This is a genomic window from Neptunomonas qingdaonensis, assembly GCF_900113275.1.
GTDB lineage: Bacteria > Pseudomonadota > Gammaproteobacteria > Pseudomonadales > Balneatricaceae > Neptunomonas > Neptunomonas qingdaonensis.
Map to the genome: position 1 here is coordinate 503,949 of NZ_FOOU01000001.1, position 22,798 is coordinate 526,746.

Annotated in this window: 1 protein-coding gene; it reads right to left on the reverse strand. The window is 54.6% G+C overall.

Translation table 11 applies throughout. The features are described 5' to 3' along the window. Positions 1–7: 7 nt before the first annotated feature. Positions 8–22,798: a DUF2341 domain-containing protein gene (locus BM099_RS02330; RefSeq protein WP_090723822.1), complete on the reverse strand. Its 22,791-nt coding sequence runs from the start codon at positions 22,796–22,798 to the stop codon at positions 8–10.

Sequence of the window (22,798 nt, forward strand, 5' to 3'; positions counted from 1 at the left end):
AAGCATTTTAACGGTCAAATAGGTCATCAACTGTCTTTTCAGTATCTTCATCCAATATCTCATCGAAGTCGTCATCGTCATCAAGCGGTGAAAGTTTACGACGAGATTTCTCATCAGCAGCCAGTATGGGCATTGGGTCAAGGTTTCGCCACGCTGGCATAACGGCCAAAAAGCTGGCGACTAATGAGCCTGCACGTAAGGCCCAACTTACAAAGCCTGCTGTCAATGTAATGCTCACTCCTGTAATGGCTTCTGCGCTCATTTTCATTTCTTTATTTTCAATATCAGCAGCGTTGTCGAGGTCTGTTAACATTTTATTAACGTCGTTGATAAACTCTGGGCTATTACGGCCTGTTTCATCAGGTTGCATGACAGATAACCCATCGTCTTTCCAGAATGATGCTAATTCCTGAAGGAAAGTCTGTGTTATTTCAACCGTTGGCTTTGTATCTTCAAACGACTTAATTGTAGTAGGTCTGTCAGATAACACACTGACAAAGATGTCGTTAGCTTCTATAGGTGCTGGAAACCCGGATGTATCATCAGTGTTGACATCAATGAGGTTACCCGTTTCTGTGTTATCTGTTGCTTCATCATTGCTTGATGTGTCGATGAACTCCGCTTCATCGGACTCATCGACAGATCCATTATCAGAGACAGCCTCTTCAACAGGAGAAACCGTCGGCTTAGATGCTGGTGTTACCGCTTCCGGTGTAAGCGTTACTGGATCTGTCGTGAAGGTTGAGTCCTCGACATTCGCCAGCGTAATGCTTATGGTTTGTGACGTGGTGCCGCCTTCATCATCGGTGACGGTAACTTCAAAGCTGTCGTTACCAAACCAGTTACTCTTGGCCGGGGTGAAGCTCCAGGCTCCAGATTCAGCATCAATCACCGCCGTACCCATAGTGGCTTCTGACGTTACACTGAAATAAGTAGAGTCAGTGAGACCTTCAATATCCGTGGCATTTAAGTCACCGACAACCGTATCCCCTTCATTACCGTTGAAGCTGCTATCACCACTGATAACGGCGCGGTCATCCTTACCCGTGATAGTAACGTTAACCACCTGAGTAGAGCCATCGGCGCTGGTCGCTGTAAAGCTGTCCGCCAGCGTTTCGCCTTGGCTTAACGCTTGGACCGTAGCGTTGCCATTGCTGAGCGTGTAAGTCCAGCTGCCGGCAGCGTCGAGATCCACGGTGCCGTAACCACTGGTAGAGGCAGCGCTGGGTTGTGCGGTAAACACTGCTTCGCCGTCGTCGGTATCGCTGATGGTGAGGGCACCGGTGTCCGTAAAAGTCCCGTCTTCGCTGACCGCTGCTGAGGTATCACCGCCAAGGCTGGCCGCATCATCTTTACCGGTGATGGTGACGTTAACCACCTGGGTAGAGCCATCGGCGCTGGTCGCGGTGAAGCTGTCGGTCAGGATTTCACCTTCACTTAACGCTTGTACTGTCGCATGAGCGTTGTTGAGGCTGTATGTCCAGTTACCCGCATCATCGAGATCCACGCTGCCGTAGCCACTGGTAGAAGCCGCGGAAGTCTGTGTGGTAAATACCGCTTCACCGTCGTCGGTATCGCTGATGGTGAGGGCTCCGGTGTCCGTCAAAGTCCCATCTTCGCTGACCGCTGCTGAGGTATTACCGCCAAGGCTGGCCGCATCATCTTTACCGGTAATGGTGACGTTAACCACCTGAGTAGAGCCATCGGCGCTGGTCGCGGTAAAGCTATCGGTGAGGATTTCGCCTTCACTTAAGGCTTGTACTGTCGCATGAGCGTTGTTGAGGCTGTATGTCCAGTTACCCGCATCATCGAGATCTACGCTGCCGTAGCCACTGGTAGAGGCCGCGGCTGTCTTTGTGATAAACACAGCTTCGTCGTCGTTATCGCTAATCGTTAGTGCGCCGGTGTCCGTCAGGGTGCCGTCTTCGTTGACGGCAGCGGAGGTATCGCCACCGATGACTGCCGCGTCGTTGGCACCGGTAATGGTGATGCTCTGCGTTTGTGTGGTGCCGTCATCACTGGTGAAGGTGATGCTGTCGGTCAGGGTATCGCCGGCAGCCAGCGCGTTTACCGTGTTATTGCTGTTATCGAGCGCGTAGCTCCAGTTGCCGCTGCCATCGACGCTCACCGTGCCGTAGGTCGCGATGCTGCTGGTTAAGCTGGCTTCGCCGGTATCCACATCAGTGATAGTTACCGTGCCGCTGGCGTTATTGTTGCCGGCGTCGTCTTCGGTCACCGCTGTATCGGCAGCGGTCACGATGATCGTGGCGGTATCGTTGGCACCGGTAATGGTGATGCTCTGCGTTTGTGTGGTGCCGTCATCACTGGTGAAGGTAATGCTGTCGGTTAGGGTATCGCCGGCGGCCAGGGCTTGAACCGTCGCGTTGCTGTTATCAAGCGCGTAGCTCCAGTTGCCGCTGCCATCGACGGTTACGGTGCCGTAGCTCGCGGTGCTGCTGGTTAAACTGCCTTCACCGCTATCGACATCGGTGATAGTTACCGTGCCGCTGGCGGTATTGTTGCCGGCGTCATCTTCGGTCACCGCAGTATCGGCGGCGATGACGCTGATCGTGGCGGTATCGTTGGCACCGGTAATGGTGATGCTCTGGGTTTGTGTGGTGCCGTCATCACTGGTGAAGGTGATACTGTCGGTCAAGGTATCGCCTGCGGCCAGCGCGTTTACCGTGGCATTGCTGTTATCGAGCGCGTAGCTCCAGTTGCCGCTGCCATCAACGCTCACCGTACCGTACGTGGCGGTGCTGCTGGTCAAGCTGGCTTCGCCCGTATCGACATCGCTCACAGTCACCGTGCCGCTGGCGGTATTGTTGCCGGCGTCATCTTCGTTTACCGCGGTATCGGCTGCGGTGACGCTGATCGTGGCGGTGTCGTTAGCACCGGTGATGGTGATGCTCTGCGTTTGTGTCGTGCCGTCATCGCTGGTGAAGGTGATGCTGTCGGCCAGAGTATCGCCGGCGGCCAGGGCTTGCACCGTGGTGTCGCTGTTATCGAGCGCGTAGCTCCAGTTGCCGCTGCCATCGACCGTGACCGTACCGTAGCTCGCGGTGCTGCTGGTTAACGAACCTTCGCCTGTATCGGTGTCAGTGATGCTGACGGTGCCGTTAGCGGTATTGTTGCCGGCGTCATCTTCGGTTACCGCAGCATCAGCGGCGGTAACGCTGATGCTGGCGGCATCGTTGGCACCGGTAATGGTGATGCTCTGGGTTTGTGTCGTGCCGTCATCACTGGTGAAGGTGATGCTGTCGGACAGGGTATCGCCGGCGGCCAGGGCTTGAACGGCGGCATTGCTGTTGTCGAGCGCGTAGCTCCAGTTGCCGCTGCCATCGACGGTTACGGTGCCGTAGCTCGCGGTGCTGCTGGTTAACGAGCCTTCTCCGGTATCCACATCGGTCACAGTCACCGTGCCATTGGCGGTATTATTGCCGGCGTCGTCTTCGGTTACTGCTGTATCGGCGGCGGTGACGCTGATCGTGGCGGTATCGTTGGCGCCGGTAATGGTGATGCTCTGGGTTTGTGTGGTGCCGTCATCACTGGTGAAGGTGATGCTGTCTGCCAGGGTATCGCTGGCGGCCAGGGCTTGAACCGTCGCGTTACTGTTATCGAGCGCGTAGCTCCAGTTGCCGCTGCCATCAACGCTCACCGTACCATAGGTCGCAGTGCTGCTGGTCAAACTGCCTTCACCCGTGTCCACATCGGTTATGGTTACCGTGCCATTGGCGGTATTGTTGCCGGCGTCGTCTTCGGTTACCGCAGTATCGGCGGCGGTCACTGTGATGCTGGCCGCGTCAGCTTGTGCAGTCACATTAATGGTAATGGTATTAGCTGATTGATCTGTATTGATGCCACCGTTGGCCACGCCGCCATCATCCTGAACCTGAAAGGTGAATGAATCATAAGCCGTGCCGTTTGCGTCGCTGGCTGGCTTGAATTTCAGCTGACCAGCACTAATATCGGTTGCCGACACAGTAGCCCCATCTGCTAATGACTCACCAATCCCCACTAGACCATCGTTATCGCTATCGACATACAAGGTTCCATTGTTTGGCGCTGTGGTAATAATGACGTTGAGCAAATCGTCACCGGGTGAATCATTGCTGTCACTAAAGCCAAAGTCGATGGAGGTAAAGGTGTAATCGGTATCTTCGTTGGTGGTCACAGTGTTATCAGCTCCGGTCGGAGCGTCATTGACCGAATTGACGGTAATCGTACTGGTCTGCGGCGCACTATCGACATTACCGTCATTGACGGTCCAGGTGATGGTGCGAGTGAGTTCACTTGGTGTGTCCGAGGTGTTCTCGAATGTGACACTGCGAAGCACTGCCTGGTACTGAGCAACTGTTGCCGTTCCGGTGAGTGTCAGCGTTCCGGTACTCGGAATCCAGGACATCCCCGGGATTCCGCCAGCAGCGGGTCTGGTCAAGATATCCTTACCAGGCTGAAGATTGCCGGTGATCTGAATCGTGGCGCTTTCAAGCATCGTATCATCGACATCCGCAAGCGTAATCGTAGAATCGATAATTGTGGCGGCATCTCCTTCGGAATAGTCGAGTGTCGCACCGGCAGTCAAGTTCGGTGCATCGTTGACTGGATTCACAGTAATACTGACTTCAGCGGTATCTGTTCCGCCTTCACCATCAGAAATTTCGTAGGTAAAGCTGTCAACGCCGTTAAAATCAACATTCGGTGTATAAACAAATGAACCATCGCTGCTGAGGGCAAGCACGCCATTGCTAACGTTTACAGTGGGTGTGGTGTTGACCGTCAGCGTATCGCCATCAGCATCAAAGTCGTTGCTCAGCACGCCTGGGGCCGTTACGGTCAGTGTACCGTCTTCATCTACGCTAAAATCACTCCAGGTTGGTTCCTGTGTGGCGACTCCACCACCGAGCAGACCATCATTGCCTTCGAGTGAGCTATCTATTGCGGTCGTGCTTGATCCATCGTTGAGCAGCCAATACCCTACCAGACCTGTTTCGGAGCCGGACAGTGTGGCGTTCTGGTTGGCGTTGATTTCGACATCTGTTCTGACTGTATTCCAAATACGCACATCGGCGATCTGACCATCAAAGTATTTTCCATCCGGATTATTCGATCGTCCGCCAACGCGCAGATCGTTCTTATCTGGGTCAGGGTGTGCATCGCCGATCGGTCCTGAACCATTATACGTGTCAATCAGCACACCATTGATGTAGGCAAGAGCATCGCCGTTGTTATAGCTGAATGCGATATGAGTCCACTGATTCGTTAAAACGGGTTCTCCCGTGTCATGCCAGCTCCAGCCGGGAGTTGTATTAGCAAGACCCCATTGGAGAGTGCCATTTAGTACTGCTATTTCATATTCGCCTTCTTTGTTCAAGATCATATGCTCGGATGCAGTACTCACATCGAGATTGATCCAGGCCTCAAGAGTCAAGGTGTTGGTCATGATCAGACTGGTGGCATCAGGGATATTTATATAATCATCAATGCCATCAAAATTCAGGCCAGGACGGTCATTGACCGCGATAGGAGCATCATTGACCGCTGTAATATCAATATTAAAGGTGCCAAGGGTAATTGTGCCGCCACCGCCGCTGCCCGTGTTGCCATTGTCCGTGATATCTACTTGAATTGTATCCGCTGCAAAACCACTGGTATTGGCTGTACCGTGCAGGTAGGTGACTTTCCCAACCGCATCCAGGTAGGCATTTAGGTCAGTCTGGGTCCCTTCGAGGGTTAACGTGCCGCTACCATTTCCACCTATAGTAATACCGGTCCCTGCAGCAGCCGTCAGATTCCCTCCGGTATTGGAAGTCAAGGTCATCGTAAGCACGCCAGCACCTGCATCTGCATCGCTTAAATTTATGGCGCTCAGGTCAATTGTGGATGAGATGTCTTCCGTAACCACGGAAGCAGATTGAAGCACACCAACATTTGTTGGGTCGTCATTTAAGGCGGTCACTTGTATCGTTTTAGTTGATAAATTAGAGCTGTCCACACCATCATCGAAACTGAAAGTGATCGTCCGATCCATCTCACCCGGGGTATCGCTGTTGTTATAGAAAGTGACTGCGCGAAGGGCGGTCTCAAACTCAGCCAGCGTTGCTGTTTGACCAGTGATGACGGATAAAGTTAAAAGGTCACCCGTCAGCACCCCCTGAATATTAGATGTATTGGTAAAACCGAGGATATCCGCAGTTTCGTAGTTCGCTGTTAAACGGATGACTGCCGTATATTGATCAGACGGGTCGGCGCCATTAAAACCATCAGCATCAACCAGAGCAATGCCGCTATCGATAATAGTAGCCGCTGCTTGCTCGCTGTAGGCAGTAGTACCCGCACTGGATGTAACCAGCGGTGCGTCGTTGGCGGCGACCATGTTCACCACAGTCGTCGCTCCGCGGTCTTGGTAAACCGCATCAATTTCTCCAGCACTCAACGCTTGGTCGTAGATGCGGACGTCGTCGAGGGTGCCATCGAAATTCTGCCCTCCGGCACCGCTTCCAAAGTAGAGTGAATGGTTTCCGCTGACTACACCGGTCTTCGTGTCCTGGTCTCTCTGAACTCCATCGACATACAGTGTAAACGTATCGCCGCTGCGTGAAATTGCAATGTGCGTCCACTGATCGACAGCGAACACGTTGAGCGCTTGGGATGTGGGACCGGACGATTGGTGGTACCAGTAAAGATCATCACCGTACTGATTAATCATCCAGCCATCTGTTTGCCACTGTGTATTTCCATATTCTGCAACTACGCGTGTTCTTGTGTCGACGCTGTCCGGTTTGTTCCACAAGGTGATGGTAAAGTCTCCGTCCAGCTTGAGTTCATCACTATAAGGAACTTCCACGTAATCTTCCGTGCCGGTGAAGTTCAGCGCTTGGCCGGCATTTCCTTCCACCCAATCGGCCGCCAAAGTTGTATTGGTCAGCGTGGCGTGGTTGCCGTTGCCGGAAAGATCGAATGCCTGCTCGTCCATGCCTTCATCGAAGTTCCAGTAGCCTACAAGGCCCTGTGTTGCAGGCGGGTTCCACGTCACAGTGTTACTGTCCACGGTTCCATCATTAGCGACGACGGTGATGACACGGGCCGTGATGTCCGGGTCATCGGAAGTATTGTCGTAGGTCAGGGAACGCAGCACCTGTTGATAGTTAGCGGCACTGTCGGCACCGGTCAAGCTCAACACGCCCGTGCTACTGTCATAGCTGGCGGTGATAGCCGTGCCTGTGGTGTCTGCAGCCAACCATTCATTGGCACCATCCAAGGGGTTGGCGATGGTGACGGTCAGGGAGACCAAATTCTCCAAATCGGGGTCGGAGAGTGAAGCGTCAAGGACATCGGACAGTGCTACCGGTCCGCCATCCTCAGTGAAAATCGTGGTGTAGTTGGCTCCGCCAGCGCCGGAGCTGTTGTCTGAATCCAGATCCACTATCGGTGCATCGTTGACTGGATTCACAGTAATCGTTGCATCCGCCGTACTGCCCCCGAGGCCGGCATCGACATTGGATGTTGATGCCTGGGTCGTAAAGCTGCCATCACCATTGAAATCAGCCGCAGGGGTAAACTTCAACCCGGCGGCGCCTTCGGCAACAGTAATGAAGTCGCCGTCGTTTATCTGCGTGGTGCCGTCGTTCTTATAGAGCGTGCCATTGGCGATGCCGGTTACCTTGAAGTGCGTCACCTCGGCGCCATCCGCGCCGTTGGGCGTGATCACCAGGCCAGTTGTCGACTGGGTGTCTTCATCGGTAGTGGCGTCAGTCACTGACGCTGTGTCGGCTACCGCGGTTATTGCGGTTGACAGGTTGGCAGCGCTAGCGGCGATAGCTGTGATGCCACCGTTGCTGGTGGTATCAACAACGACGCGTGTCTCGCTGCCCGCTGTGGCCGAAAAGCCACCCGTATAGCTGTCGTCAAGGCCTCGCACTTCCAAGGCCGTTGGTGTGCCGTAGTAGTCTGCCACCGGCATAAAACGGATTAGCGTCGAGTCGCTGAGTACCAAGGCGGTGGCGTCATCCGCTACCGTTCCGATGGCGAACCAGTCACTGCCAGCGTTGGTCGAGTACTGCCAGCTGCCCTGAGTAATCGCGTTCGCGCTGTTGCCTGTCACGGCAATGCCGCCGAAGCTGGAGCCTGTGTCTATATCGGCGAATTGCCCGGTGAAGATGTCGCTCACCGCCTCACCCGTCGGGTTGGCTGTATCTTCGGCAACCGAGGTTAGTGTGCCGCTGCCCAAAGTAGGAGCATCGTTCACGGCGCTACCGGTCATCGTTTTCGTGCCGGTGATCGCCGCAGCGACACCGTCGCTGATGCTGGTGGCAATAGTGAAGTCGGCGTTGAAGTCGGACGCTGGTGTAAAGCTGAGGCCAGCGAGTAACGCATTGACATCGGCGGTGGCCCCGCTGGCACTCCATACACCGGTTCCTGCATCGTAGGTAGAGGTCACTGCATTCGAAGTGCCTGTATTCAAGCTGCCGGCCGTTGTGTTCGACAAGGTCAGCGTCGCCGTTACATTGGCGCTGTCGTTATCGCTGATCACGATGTCGGTCAAATCAAGCGGCGTATCTTCTGTATAGCTCTCAGCTGCGCTTCGGTTTGTGGCGGTCGGGGCAACGTCGTTCAGTGTAACTTCCCCTGTGCCGGTGTTGCTGGTGCCGCCGTCACCGTCGGTCACGACAACCGAGAGGGTGCGCGTACCAAAGACCGGATAATCGTCGGAGTTACTAAATGCGACTCTTTTATAAACCGCCTGCACGTCGGTGGCATCGGCATTGGCATTGAAGGTGACTATCAGCGGCGTCTCACTTGTCCCACCTGACCAGTTACCCACGGTGACGCCGTTCACCAGCACGTCGCTTCCGGAGAGTGTCATAACGCCGCCTCCGCTGGGTGCCAGACGCAGCACATCGGTGGGTTCCCCCCCAGAACTGATCGAAGCGGTCAGCGTGCCGCCGCTGAAGTCGGCCCCATCCACGTCGGACACCTGAGCCCAGGAGCCGAAATTGACAGCGAAGGGGGCTCCACTGCCGCCTTTGGTCGTGCTGGTAGACAGACCATCGGTCAGCTCCGGCGCGTCGTTGACCGAATTAATAGTGATGGATGCGGTTTCTGTAGCCGAGCTGTAGGGCGTGTTGCCGCCATTAGTTGTGGTATCGACGCCGGTGGTGCCGCTGGCGCGTTCATTGCTCTGATCCCAGGCGCGAAAAGTGATGCCGGGATCCACACTGCCGTTATAGTTTGAGGCCGGTACAAAGCGGATTCGATCATTGACTCCAACTCCCAGTAGCACAGCTGTAGACTCAGTCACACTGGTGAACGCTGTCCAGGAGCCACCACCATTGGCGGAGAACTGCCATGTGCCATTACTGTTATCCACAGCGGTTACTGCAATGCCTTCCTGGGCGCCTGCATCCGAGTCGCTGATAGGATCACCGGCCGCCCCAGTTGCCAGAAGGGCGCTTACCAGATCACCTGTATTGTTGATGGCGTCTTCGTCAATGGTGGTGAACGAAGGTGTACCAGTGTTGTTTAATACCGGCGCAGTGGTGTAGACAATTTCAATAGTGTGAGCATCGGTGTACGGGCCGCCGGTACCTGTGTTGCCTAAATCGTCGACATCGATCTGCACCGTGGCTAAGCCATTGAAGCTGGAGTTTGGCGTAAACGTCATACCATTTAACGCATTATTGATCTGCTGTGCCTGGCCAGTAACGACAATTACGGTATCACTGTTACCGTCGCCTGTGGTGAACGTCAGGCCTTCGGGATTGGCAACCTGACGCGAGTAAACACCGTCACTGCTGCCATCCTGATTTGTGCTGGTCCAAGCGGCGATGTAATCGCCACTGCGAGTAATCGCTACCGATGGGGCCGTTTGATCATTGCTTACTGTGGTGTTGAGCCGTACTTCGCCACCGATGGCGCTACCACTGGCGTTGAACCATTGGCCGTAGGCGCCTTCGCCATTGGTGTCCTGATCCTGGCTCTGCCAGGCAATGATATACTCACCAGCGGCGTTCATGGAGATTGACGGTGCAATCTGGTCTTTGCTTATCTCGCTATTGACCAAAACATCCGCGGGATCGAGCGCAATGCCGGTGGCGTCGAAGCGACGGGCATAGATTCCGTAGCCGTCGCCATCTTGGTTTTCACTCTGCCAGGCCACGACAAAGTTGCCGGTTCCGTCAATAGCGACGGCCGGTGCGCGCTGGTTTTTCACAGTCTCAAAATTCACCCGGAATTCGATACCCTCGGCGGTGCCGTCGGCATTGAATTGCTGTGCGTAGATACCGTCACCGTCGCCGTCCTGATTGGTGCTCTGCCAGACAACGACGAAGTCACCATCCGCATCCATTGCTACCGCCGGCACAGTCTGGTTATTGGCAAAGGTGCTGTTTACCTGAAACTCGTCATCGATCGCGGCACCGGTCGAGTCGAAGCGCTGTGCGAAGATGCCTTCGCCGTTACCGTCCTGATTTTTGCTCTGCCACACCAGCACGAAATTGCCGGCGTCATCCATTGCAACCGCAGGAACCGTTTGATCATCGACGCCGTTAGTATTGCCCTGCAGTTCGATATCGACCTTCTCGCCATTGACCGTGAACAACTGGACGAAAATTCCTCGTCCGTCACTGTCCAGGTTGCCATCGCTCTCCCAGGCGACGACGAAATTACCTTGTGAATCCATCGCCACCGTGGGGGTGATCTGGTTGCCGGCGGTTTCAGTATTGACCAGAATCTCAGAACCTTGTGCATCGCCGAACGCATCGTAGATCTGGGCAAAAATACCGTTGCCGCTGCCATCCTGATTATCGCTCTGCCAGACAACCACGTAGGCGCCGTTAGGTGCTGCTGCAACCACTGCACCCAACTGTGCGTCCGAAGTGACGGTGTTGACCAGTAATTCGGGATCGCTTTGCTGGTTGACAGTCAGTGTGCCGTTGGTTGCAGTGAGGGTTACTTGGATCGGGTTTATCCCTGCGTCATCGTCAATCGAAATCAGATTGGCGCCGTCAAACGTCACCAGGGTATCGATCGGCAGGGCGAAGTCGCCCGGAGCCCAAATGACAGGTGCGTCATTGATCCCATCGGCCAGAACGTCGACATAGATCACCGCTGAGTCAGTTAACGCGCTGCCGGTTCCGGTGTTGCCCAGGTCATCAACCGCGACATTGATCATTCCAATTCCGACAAATTCAGCCGGTGTGGTGAAAGTGAGCCCGTCTAGCGCTGTGTTGATATCTGCCAGAGTACCCTGAAAAGTCAACGCAGCATCATCGCTTCCGTCACCGACGGAAAATGCCAGACCGCTGATGCCATTCAGGGTCAGCGTCCCGTTGGTTGCCGTCAGCGTTAATTCCAGTAAGCCAGCACCAGCATCGATATCATTAACACTGATCAGGTTGCCATTGCCAGCGGAGAAGACAAAAGGAACATCCTCGGTGGCAGATTGCTGATCGGGAACTGTTATCACCGGCGCATCGTTGACGGAGCTGACGTTGATGTTGAAAGAGTCGGTATCGGTCAACGCACCACCGCCGCTATGGCCGTTGTCGTTGGTGGTAATGGTGACCGTGTCCAGTCCGCCCGCGGTGGAAAAGTAGCGCAATCCATCCAGCGCCGCGTTTATGTCGGTCTGGCTGCCGCTGAATGTCATGGTGGCGTCATTTACACCATCGCCGACGCTGAATGTCAGCGTGTCGGGGCTCTGAAAGCGTTGACTGAATATCTCTGTGTTTTCCCAAGCCGCCCAAAGGCTACCGTCATCCAGTAACGAGACGCTGGGGAGTTTTTGGCCGCCAAGTGTCGTTGTGTTAACCTGGAATTCTCCTCCACGGCTGCTGCCGTCGGCGGCAAAGTGCTGGGCGTAAATACCCTCCTTACCATCCAGGTTGTCCTGTCCCTTGCTCTGCCAGGCGATCACAAACTCGCCGCTGGCATTCATCGAGATTGCCGGTTCTTTCTGGTCATTTAGGGTGGTCGTGTTGACTGAAATCTCCGTACCCAATGCAACCGGTAGCGCAGAGTCATCGAATCGTTGGGCAAAAACACCTTTGCGGCTGCCGTCTTCGTTGTCACTTGTCCAGGCGACAACGAACTCGCCGGTAGACTGCATTTCAATGACCGGCGACTTCTGCCCGCCGCTGGTGTAGGTATTGATCTGAAACTCGGTGCCAAAGCCGCTGCTGCTGTCAAAGCGGCGTCCGATGATTGCCTCACCACTGACATCCTGTCCCTTGCTGTCCCAGACAACGACAAAATTGCCGGCAGTGTCGATGGCGACATCGGGATTTTTTTGGTTATCTGCCGTAGTGGCGTTAACTAGCAGTTCACCGCCGACGCTATTGCCCAGGTTGTCGTAGCGTTGCGCATAGATGCCCTCACCGTCGCCATCCTGATCCTTGCTTTGCCAGGTAACGACAAATTCGCCAGATGCATTCATCGCCACGGCTGGCAGTTTCTGGTTGTCTGCTGTAGTTGAATTGACCTTGAATTCAGAGCCAAGCGTGTTTGCGGCGGCATCGAAGCGTTGCCCGTAGATACCCTCCCCGTCACTGTCTTGATTCTTACTCTGCCAAACCACAACAAAGCTGCCGTCTGCAGCAGCGGCAACAGCGGGGCTTTTTTGATGGTCAGCTGTGTAACTGTTGACCTGGAACTCCGCACCCAGCGCCACGCCATCAGCGTCGTAAAGTTGGGCAAAAATGCCTTCGCCGCTGCCGTCCTGGTCCTTGCTGTTCCAGACTGCAATGCCGGTACCGCTAGCAGTCGTGATTATCTGGATGTCTTTCTGGGTGCCCGCCGTCGTTGAATTGATCGTAAACTCGGAACCTAAACGGTTGTCTAGCGTGAGTACACCGTTGCCGGCGGTAAGCGTTACCTGGATCGGATTGTTACCGGAGTCGTCAACAATAGAGATGGCATTGCCGTTGGCGACGCTCAATTCCAGCCAGGTGTCTTCGTCGACCACTTGAGGGCCCGGAACTGTGTTGACCGGTGCATCATTGGTTGCGTCCGGTGTAATTGTGATAGCGAGGGTCTGCTGATCGAAAAGATTGGTGCCCAGATAGCTGTTACGCAGCTCGTTGACCTGGATGTTGAGTGACGCATCGCCGGTGTAGAGCGCAATCGGCGTATAGCTTAAACCGTCCAGTGCGCTGTTCAGATCGGCGAGGGTTCCGCGGAACACCATACTGGCATCTGCGACGCCGTCGCCCGTGCTGAACGTCAGACCACTGGTGGCGCTGAGGCTTGCGCTTCCATAGGTGACGCTGAGGGAGACTTCGAGTTCATCGGTCCCCGCGTCGACGTCGGTAATGCTGATCAGGTTGGCATTGGCCGCGTTGAAAACGCGTGTTGTCCCTTCCAGTGTCGTATCCGCGCCGCTATTAATTAGCACCGGCGCATCATTGACACTGCGGACTTCGATGCTTGCGGTAAGGGCGTCAGCGCTGAACGGCTCTACGCCGCCGTTGCTCGATGCATCGATACCGGATGCGCCGCTGATGTTAGCGTCGCTGCCGTCCCAGGCACGAAAGCTGAAGCTCGCGTTGCCGCTAAAGTCGGCAGTGGGTACAAAGCGGATCAGGTCGCTGGCCGTGGCTGTCAATACCCTCGCTGAACTGTCCGTCACTGTATCGATGATCTGCCAGTTGCTGCCGCCGTCGATCGAATACTCCCAACTGCCATTGGTTTCATCAAGCGTGGTTATCGCAATACCGTCTGGGTCGCCCTCGAAATCCATGATCAGGTTGGCGATCAGATCCGAGACCAGCGTGCCGCTGTTGGCTGCACTGCTAATATCTTCCACGATAGGGGTAAGGCGAGGTTGTGGCACCAGGGTCAGTGCGTCTATATCCTCGTTATTACTGCTCAGGCCGACATTGTCACCGTCGAAGAAGAGACCGCTTGCACTTCCCAGCGTGGTGGTACCGGTCTGGGTGATGGTTAGCGCAATGATGTCGCGTCGTTCAGTATTGAACCCGCCGACGTTGTTGTCTTCATCAACCAAGGTCACCAACAGCTGGCCGCTGTTGAGTGTTACACCGCCAGTGGTCATCGTATTTTGCACCAACGAGACACCAGCGATGTTCTTATCGATGCCGATGTCAGCAGCGTCGACCAGCGTGACCAGCGTGCCTGTGGTCGTGGTCTCCCCAACCGTGTCGGCGGAGTAGTGATAAATAGTCTTGTCACTCTTGGCAAGTACGAAAGTGCCGGCCTCAAGCGTGACATCGCCGACTAGGGTATTTTGTTCGACCAGCGAGATACCAGTAGCGCCGCCACCCGTGGGTTTATCGAGCAGGAAGGTGAAAGTTCCTGCGCTGTAGTCACCGGGGGTGTCGGGGCGAAATATGAAGATGTCTTCGTGTGTGACCGTGAGGCTGTTAGTGCTGGACAGTGTTTCACCGGATTGAGTGGAAAGTAACAGGTCACCGGCCAGCAGGTCTATTGCGGAAATGCCGCTGCCCACGGTCACCGTTTGCGTGACATAGTGCAACGCATCGATATCAGCATCGCCGCCGGCGAAGGTGTCCAGATTGAAGCCGGTACTGGAGAGGGTGCCGTCGGTTGTGTTTTCGCCGAAAGTAAGATCCGGTGCAGCGAATTCGAGCATCTCGCCGTCGCTCCAGTTGGCCAGTCCGTTCGCGCTCGAACCAGAGACATCCGCCGTTGTGCTAAACCAGAGATTGGCCTCGCTGGCATCGAGCACAGGCGCATCATTGACCGCATTGACGGTAAGCGTCACGGTGGCGGTATGCACACCGCCGTTGCCGTCGCTCACTTGATAGGTAAAGCTGTCGCTGCCGTTGAAGTCCGCATCGGGCGTGTAGCTGAAGGAGCCGTCGGCATTCAGCAACAGTGTGCCGTTGGTAACATCGCTTATCGGTGTGGTGTTGACCGTCAGAGAATCGCCTTCTGGATCGATGTCGTTGTCGAGCACGCCGGCGGCCGTCTGCTCAGCGCTGATAGTAACAAAGTGGTCCGACATGCTCGCGTATTGGGCGGCCATCCAGTCCGCAGAGCGTGCAGTGTTGGCGATGCGTACTTCGTCGACGCTGCCATCAAAGAACGAGTTGGCGCCTGCTTCGTTACTACCGATTGCGCCATAGCTCGAGTCGGTATTCGGCGTGGCGGTATTGGTAAAACTCACGGCTCCCGAGAGTGTCTGTTCAACACCATCCACGTAGATAACCAGGGAGTCATTGGCATAATCGATCACTGCTGATACGTAGTGCCATTCTCCCACTGCCAGTGGACTGGTGGTTGTCGTGATTACCCTGACATCACCGCTGTTCGCATCGTTAGCGCGCAGTACCACCTGAACTTCATCGCCTAGTTGATTGATCGCCGCGCGGGATGCCTGTGGAGATGCCCCCCCACTGGTATCGACCGATACCGAGACGATGTCTCCTGAGCCCGACAGGGTGTCGGTTTTGATCCAGGCCGACAGTGTAGCGGCGGGTGTGTTATTCAAAAAGGCCTGGGAGCCCAGATCTATCCATTGATTCGATCCGTTGAAAACCTGACCGTTACCGATAAATCCGCTGCCATCGACGCTGCCGTTGTTGCTACCGTCAAAACTGTTCGCGGTTGAATCGGCGATCACGCCGGCGGCTTCATTCAAATGGTAGACCGCCTGATAGTCCTCGCTCCACACCTGCCCCTCGGCAGAGACCGCGGCGACGTTGCCATAGTACATGTGGATAAAGTCGCTGCTGGATGCACCGTCGACCTGCGCCACCTTTACCCAGACATACGAGGTGCCGGACTCGTCCCACTGCTCAACTTGGTGGGCCAGCAGGTTGCCATCTGCGTCGACGAAGCGGAGATCTTCCCCGGCATCGCTTGTCTTGGTGTAGTCGATACGCGTCGCGTCGAGTTTCACCAGTACAGGAAAGTTTGCCAGATCTTCCGTCTGATCGAGGTTATCGAAGCTCAGTGTCCTGCGATAGGTCCAATCATCGTCGAACCAGGTCGCGCTGGAGTTCAATGTGCCATCTTCATCGACGCTGTAGGCGTCATTGACTGCGGCGGGCGTATCGTTGATTGCGGTGACTGTGATGGATGCCGTTTCCAATGCGCTGCTGAATGGTGTTATGCCGCCGTTGCTTACCGTACTGACCTTGGTGCCATGTAAGCCAGCAGTCACACCGCTCTGATCCCAGGCGCGATAGGTAATCTGTTGGGTCTCGCCGTGCTGGCCGTCTGGAATGTATCGAAGCATGTCGGTGGCCGCCAGCAACAGGGCTGAACTTGGGCTGACGGTTCCTACCGCGTTCCAATTGGTGCCGCCATTGACTGAGTACTCCCAGCTGCCATAGCCGTTGCCCGTTGAGGTGATGGCTATCGCTTCCACCGCACTCCCGTCGGCATCGGTTATCGATCCGTCAACGACCAGAGCGGCGATGGTGTCGCCTGTGGGGTTTGCCGCATCTTCCGTAATCGAGGTCAAGGTGGGTGAAGCAGCGGTGTTCAGTACGGGCGCATCGTTGACCGCTGTCACGTTGACGGTCATCGTATAGCTTGCGGTACTGTCGGCAGTGCCGTCGTTGACGCTGAAGCCAAAACTGTCATATGCATTGCCGTTGGCATTGGCTACTGGGATGAATTTTAACTTGTTCGCATCGATATCGGCCTTGGTAATTACCTGATTCAGCGTCACGTCAACATTGTTCAACTGCAGGTCGCCTGCACTCTCCAAGCTGGTGATCTCTACACTCCCCAGCGTATCATCATCGATATCCGCGAAGTTGAAGTCTGAGGCCGCAAAGGTATAGGTCGCATCCTCGTTTGTGGTGACGGTGTTGTTGGCGGCGGTCGGATCATCGTTGCTGCCGGTGATGGTGATGGTGACGGTTTCGGTGTCACTTAACGGCGTGCCGGCATCGTCGATCGCTTTGACTGTGTAAGTAAGGATCAGAGTCTCGCCGGTAGCCAGTTCGTTGAAAGCCTCAGTACCCGAGTCAAATGACCAAGTGAGCGTGTCGCTGGTCTCTGTTCCGTCTAGTATCGCAGTTGGCGCCACCGAAAGCATCGCCTTCAGTGCTGCGTTGCTTAAGCTGGTACTGCCGGTACCCGTCACCGCCACAGTATCAACCGAGGCGGTGACCAAATCTGTAGTATCCACATCACTTACCGTCAGCGTGCCGCTGTCCGTCAGTGTTGCATTTGTTTCGGACAGGCTGCTGGTAGCGGGTCCGCCTGTGATAACCGGTGCGTCGTTGACACCGGTAATGCTGATAGTAACGGTCGTTGTATCAGTTTCACCGAACCCATCATTCACCGTATAACTAAATGAATCGGTAGTGGTATCGCCTGAGTTCAGAGTTTCAAATTGACCATTGGGATTGTAAAACAGGCTGCCATCTGCATTTAGTGTGACCAACGCTCCCGAAGCCAGTGTTAATGGATTGCCGATACTTGCGGCGTTACCATTTATTTCAGTGACGGTTAAGGTATCTCCATCGACATCGGTATCATTAGCTAATACGCCTGACGTAGCTGAAAGCGTCAGCGTTGCATCTTCATCGAGTTGAAATTGATTTCTACCAGAGTCATACAATTGTTGTATGGATTGGCTGCTTAATTGACCATCCAGTATGGCGACTTCGTCAATGAAACCGGTAAAAAACTGGTTCACGGGGGTGATAATCAAGTCGCCGCTATTTTGTGTACCGCCACCGATGGCGATCTGCTCGTAGTTTCCAATGTCCCCTGATGTTGTACCGAGGCCTCCTGTGTAAACATCGCTGTCAACAAGCTGCCCATCGAGGTAAAGCTCCATACCATCGCCGCCAAAAGACAGGGCGGCATGATGCCAATTACCCTGACTGACGGTTGAGGTGGAAGTGAGAATATAATCGGCTAGGGCGCTTTGCATGCGCACTTCGAGAGAGCCTGTAGCGGTCAGATACATGCTGACGTGACCGCCGGTGTCATTACCCTGAGAATCTTTGGAAAATAGATGTTGAAGGTCGCCATTGGCAACATTATCGGCATTGAACCAGAGTTGAATGGTGCCATCATCTATTAGGTAGTCGTCAGAATGCGCAATAGCTACATAATCGCTACTACCATTGAAATGCACAGCAGTGTTGGTGTCCCCGCTAATAGCACCACTTTGGCTGAGTGTGCCGCCGTTATAGGTACCGCTATTTGCACTGGAACCCAGGTCGTCGGCAGCACCTGCGGCTTCACCGAGACGCCAGTAGCTTAAAGGATTTAATACCTGTATTTCGTTGCTGTAATTGCCTGGATCTGCAGTGGCGACGGGCGCGTCGTTGACAGCTGTAACCTCTACGCTAATCGTTTTGGCTACACTATCTACAGTGCCGTCATTCACTCCAAAATAGAGTAGGGGAGCAGTTCCAACTGCATCTGCCGGCGGATTAAATGTTAATTTCCCATTGTTAATATCGCTAATGCTGATATCGTGAATTTCGCTGGCGGCAAGGACGACACCATCCAATTGAACAAAATCTCCAGCAGCGATGGGAAAAACTTTAACCAGTGCGATTGCGTCTCCATCTACATCGCTGTAGCCGAAATCGGTCAGCGTGAATGTATAGACAGTATCTTCTGGCGTGACGATGGTTTTGTCTTGCCCAGTCGGAGCGTCATTGCTACCGGTGATGGTGATGGTGACGGTTTCGGTGTCACTTAACGGTGTGCCTGCATCGTCGATCGCTTTGACTGTGTAGGTAAGGATCAAAGTCTCGCCGGTAGCCAGTTCGTTGAAAGCCTCAGCACCCGAGTCGAACGACCAGGTGAGTGTGTCACTGGTCTGTGTTCCGTCCAGGATCGCGGTCGGCGCGACCGAAAGCATCGTCTTCAGTGCTGCGTTGCTTAGGCTGGTGCTGCCGGTACCCGAAACCGCCACAGTCTCTACCGAGGCGGTGACTAAATCTGTGGTATCCGCATCACTTACTGTTAGCGTGCCGCTGTCGGTGAGTGTTGTATTTGTTTCGGTCAGACTGCCTGTGGCGGGTCCACCCGTGATAACCGGCGCGTCGTTGACATTGGTGATGTTTATCTGGAAAGAGTCTATATCGTTTAGCGAACCACCACTGCCGGTGTTACCCCCGTCAAAAGTTGTTACCGTGAGTGTGTCCGCATTGGTGCCATAGACATCTGTGTTACCTGTGTAAGTCAGTGAGGCGAGGGTGTTGTTGATATCGGTAACGGTACCTTGTAGGTATATTTCGACGCTATCGTTACTACCCCCGGCGATACTTGCGCCGCCGGATAAGGTTACGTTTAGTGCACCGTTACTGACCTGAAGACGGGTCATGACAAGTCCACCATTGTCATCCACATCGGCAATGCTGATGCCGGAAATGGCCGTGGTCGTTTCTTCAATGACCGTTTGGGTAGCGGGCACGGAATTTACCGGGGCATCGTTGACCGCTGTCACGTTCAGGGTCATCGTATAGGCGGAAGCTGAGTACCCGACGCTATTCGATCCCGCCAGTTGATAAACCGTATCGCTATCGGCGTCGGCGTGCCAGAAATCGACGCCATCAAAGGTAAGGCCTGTGGCGTGGGTGCTGGGCGAGGCGAAACTGGAAATCGTGTTGCCGCTAGTATCAATCTGGATGATTTGTTGGTCGTTGCCGTCGGCTACCCATAGGTTGCTTCCGTCCCAGGTGATATCGCGCAAGTAATCGTCCGGCCAGGCAAAGCTGGATATAATCGACCCCGTAGTGCTGAGTTTATAGATAAGTGAGCCGCTACCTTCGACTAGCCACAGACTGCTGCCGTCCCAGGTCAGGCCGCGCGAATCAGTGCCTGGCGTGGCGAAGCTCGACTGCACATTACCGAGCGTATCGATTTCATAGACCATGTTGGCATCACGATCGACTACCCATAAGTTCGTGCCATCGAAGGTGATTCCGGTCGGAAAAGTCCCAGGCGAGGCAAAACTGATGACGAGGTTACCGGCGGTGTCGTAATTATAAATCGCATCATCATTCGGACTGGTGAGCCACAGACCAGTGCCATCGAAGGCCAGTCCACTCATCGAATTTACTTGGGGAGTCGTGGTGGGGAACGAATTAAGCTCAGTTCCCGTCGCGCCGGTCGACACGCCGTCGCTTACTTCGAATTCAAAGTTAGCATAGCCAGTGCCGTTTTCATCAGCGTTCGGAACAAACACCAGGTTGCCCAGATTGATATCTGCAATTCCAATGATCTGGTTAAGGTCGACATCTACCCCCGACAGTTGCAGCGTCCCGTTCGCAGGCAAGGCGGTAATGCGTACCTGTTGCAAAGAGTCGCCGCTGTCGGGGTCGCTGAAATTGAAATCGGCGGCATCGAATATGTAATCGACGTCTTCATTAGTCGAGACCGTGTTATCGGCTGCGGTCGGCGCATCGTTGACCGGATTAACCACCAGCGAAGCGGTATCCGATGCGCTTGAAAAAGCAGTGGTGCCGCCGGCAACGGCATCGAACCCGATCTGGACATTATCTAGGTAGAGGCGACTGCCTGCTTCAGTGTTGGTAACCACAAATCGTATCTGGGTGTTGGCGTCTGCATAGGCGCTGATATCCTCGCTGTAGGTCTGGGCCACAGTGTCATCTACATTCAGCGTAAATGTATTCAGCAGATTCCAGCTGGTACCGTCATGGATTTCAAGATCGATGCTGCCTGCACCTGCGCCTGTGCGCCCGTAGTCAAAACTCAAGACGGCGCTGCTCGCACTACTCAGATCCGCACTGCGGCTAATACCTGTGGACAACGAGTTCGTATCCAGGGCCACTTCGTTTGTAGACAGCAGCCCGGTGAAGTTACCGATTCGGACTCGCCCGGAGCCAGTGCCGTCGGACTCGCCGATCTCCTGCCAGTCTGAATTCCAGCTCACTGTCCCGTCGCTGTTGCTGAACGATACCGTGTCAAACTGGTCGCGCATCGTATAACTGGTGGGTGTCAGATTTTCCGTACCACCGTTGCTGCCAGTTGTCTGGTCCCAGGCATGGAAGGTAATCGCATTGGCGAGCGTGCCGTTGTAGTTGGCATCACCCTGAAAGTAGATCCGCGTATCAGCGTCGGCGGCCAGCAGCCGGGCACTTGATTCACTGACCACACCTAATGCGTTCCAGTTGCTGCCGTTATCGATCGAGTAAAACCAGCTGCCGTTGGTCGTATCGGCGGCTGTGATCGCGATGCCCAGATCGGCGCCGCTGTCGGCGTCTGTCACATTGTCCACTTGACCGCTGGGGCTGGCGAAGTCGACCAGTTCCGAAACCAGCGACCCGACCGCGCCAACCGGCGTTCCGGCGTCTTCGTCGACCGCTGTCAGAACGGGTGTCTGAGTGTCATCCAGTACCGGTGCATTGTTGGGGGCTGCTTTGATCGATACACCCCCCGTCGACCAGGCGTCGCTGCCGGTCCAGGTCCATGACATGCCGACCGGTGTGGCATCCCCTGCCTTGGTACTTCCGCCTGCATTGATTTGGAATCCGTAAGCATCCCAGTTGTCCACCTGATCGGTTCCGGCCCCGGTAATCAGGTCATAATCGGCCGGATCGTCCGCTGCCACCAAACCGTAGACCAGCTCGTCTGTGGCGGAAGTGACCGTTAGCGAGGCGCTTCCGGAGGTGCCCGAATTAGACGCGAATGTACCCAGAGGGGTTGTCTGATCGACGCCGGTGAAGGTGGTGACACCGACCGCGACACCGTCTGAGTTGGCGCTGAATTTCACATCTACGTCGTAGGTTCCCAGATCCGGCGCAACCAGCGCCCAGATTTCGACCCGGGCATCACCGTTCTTCTGGATGCCTATTAAATTAGCGCTGCCGCCATTGTAAGTGATGGAACTGACTGAATCAGAGGCGCCGGCGTGGTTAAGCGTGACGCCGATCATCATCAGACGATCGGAACCGGAGGTGGTGTGCGAAACCAGGATATCCTCGCCGTTACTCGCACCGGTAGAGGTAGTATCAACGGTTGCAGCCAGCAGAAAATCCCAATTCTGCTGCAGTGTGGCACCTATCGCCAGGTTGGTTTCCAGCTCACCCCTGACGTACTCCAGATCCCAGTCTCCCCCCAGATCAGCGCTGCCGGTCAGATCATCAGAGGCGGCAATATCAGCGCCAGTCAGATTGGCAATCTGATCGATCAATGCTCTTCCTTCCGAAGTCGCCGCTAAATCGCAGCCGTAAAAAAGAATATCCGCTTCGCCATCCAGAGACGCGCCCCAGGCTTGTAGCTGCTCACTGTGTTCTGCCAAACTCTGATTGTTGAGTTGCGTATTGCCAAGATCAACCGCACCATCAGCGCCGTGGGAGATAATATGAATTGCATTAAGGTTGGAATAGCCGTTCAGCGCGTCGCTGATCTGTTCAATACCGCTGCGGTCGGCATCAAGAATGACGACATCAATAATGCGTGTATCTGTTGATTGTAATTGCAGGTCCTCAATTAATTGTTGGTAATCGGGGACTGTCGAATCAATAAAAGCCAGTTCATAGCTCAGTGCTGGCGGTACATCAGGTGATGCTAAAAATGCATCATCATCAGCAATGCCTTTATCACCAATGTCTTTATCATCAATGCCTGTATTATCAAAATCGCCTTGAACATCTGCATTTTCTGTTTTAATCAGGTCGCTATTAATACGCGCCACTTCGCTTTCTGCATTGCTAAGAATACTGCTAATGCTACTTTCTGATTCCGCTTGGGAATCATGAGTCAGAACATCAAGACCTGGCAGGTCTGCAGAGAGCAGGATGCGGGGTTCCAGCCCTTCGAAAATGGGCGTGGCATATGCTTGCTTACGTCTGGAAGCCGGTTTTTTCAT

Excerpts from the sequence above, each read along its gene's own strand:
- BM099_RS02330 (WP_090723822.1), bottom strand. The coding sequence starts at position 22,798 with ATGAAAAAACCGGCTTCCAGACGTAAGCAAGCATATGCCACGCCCATT.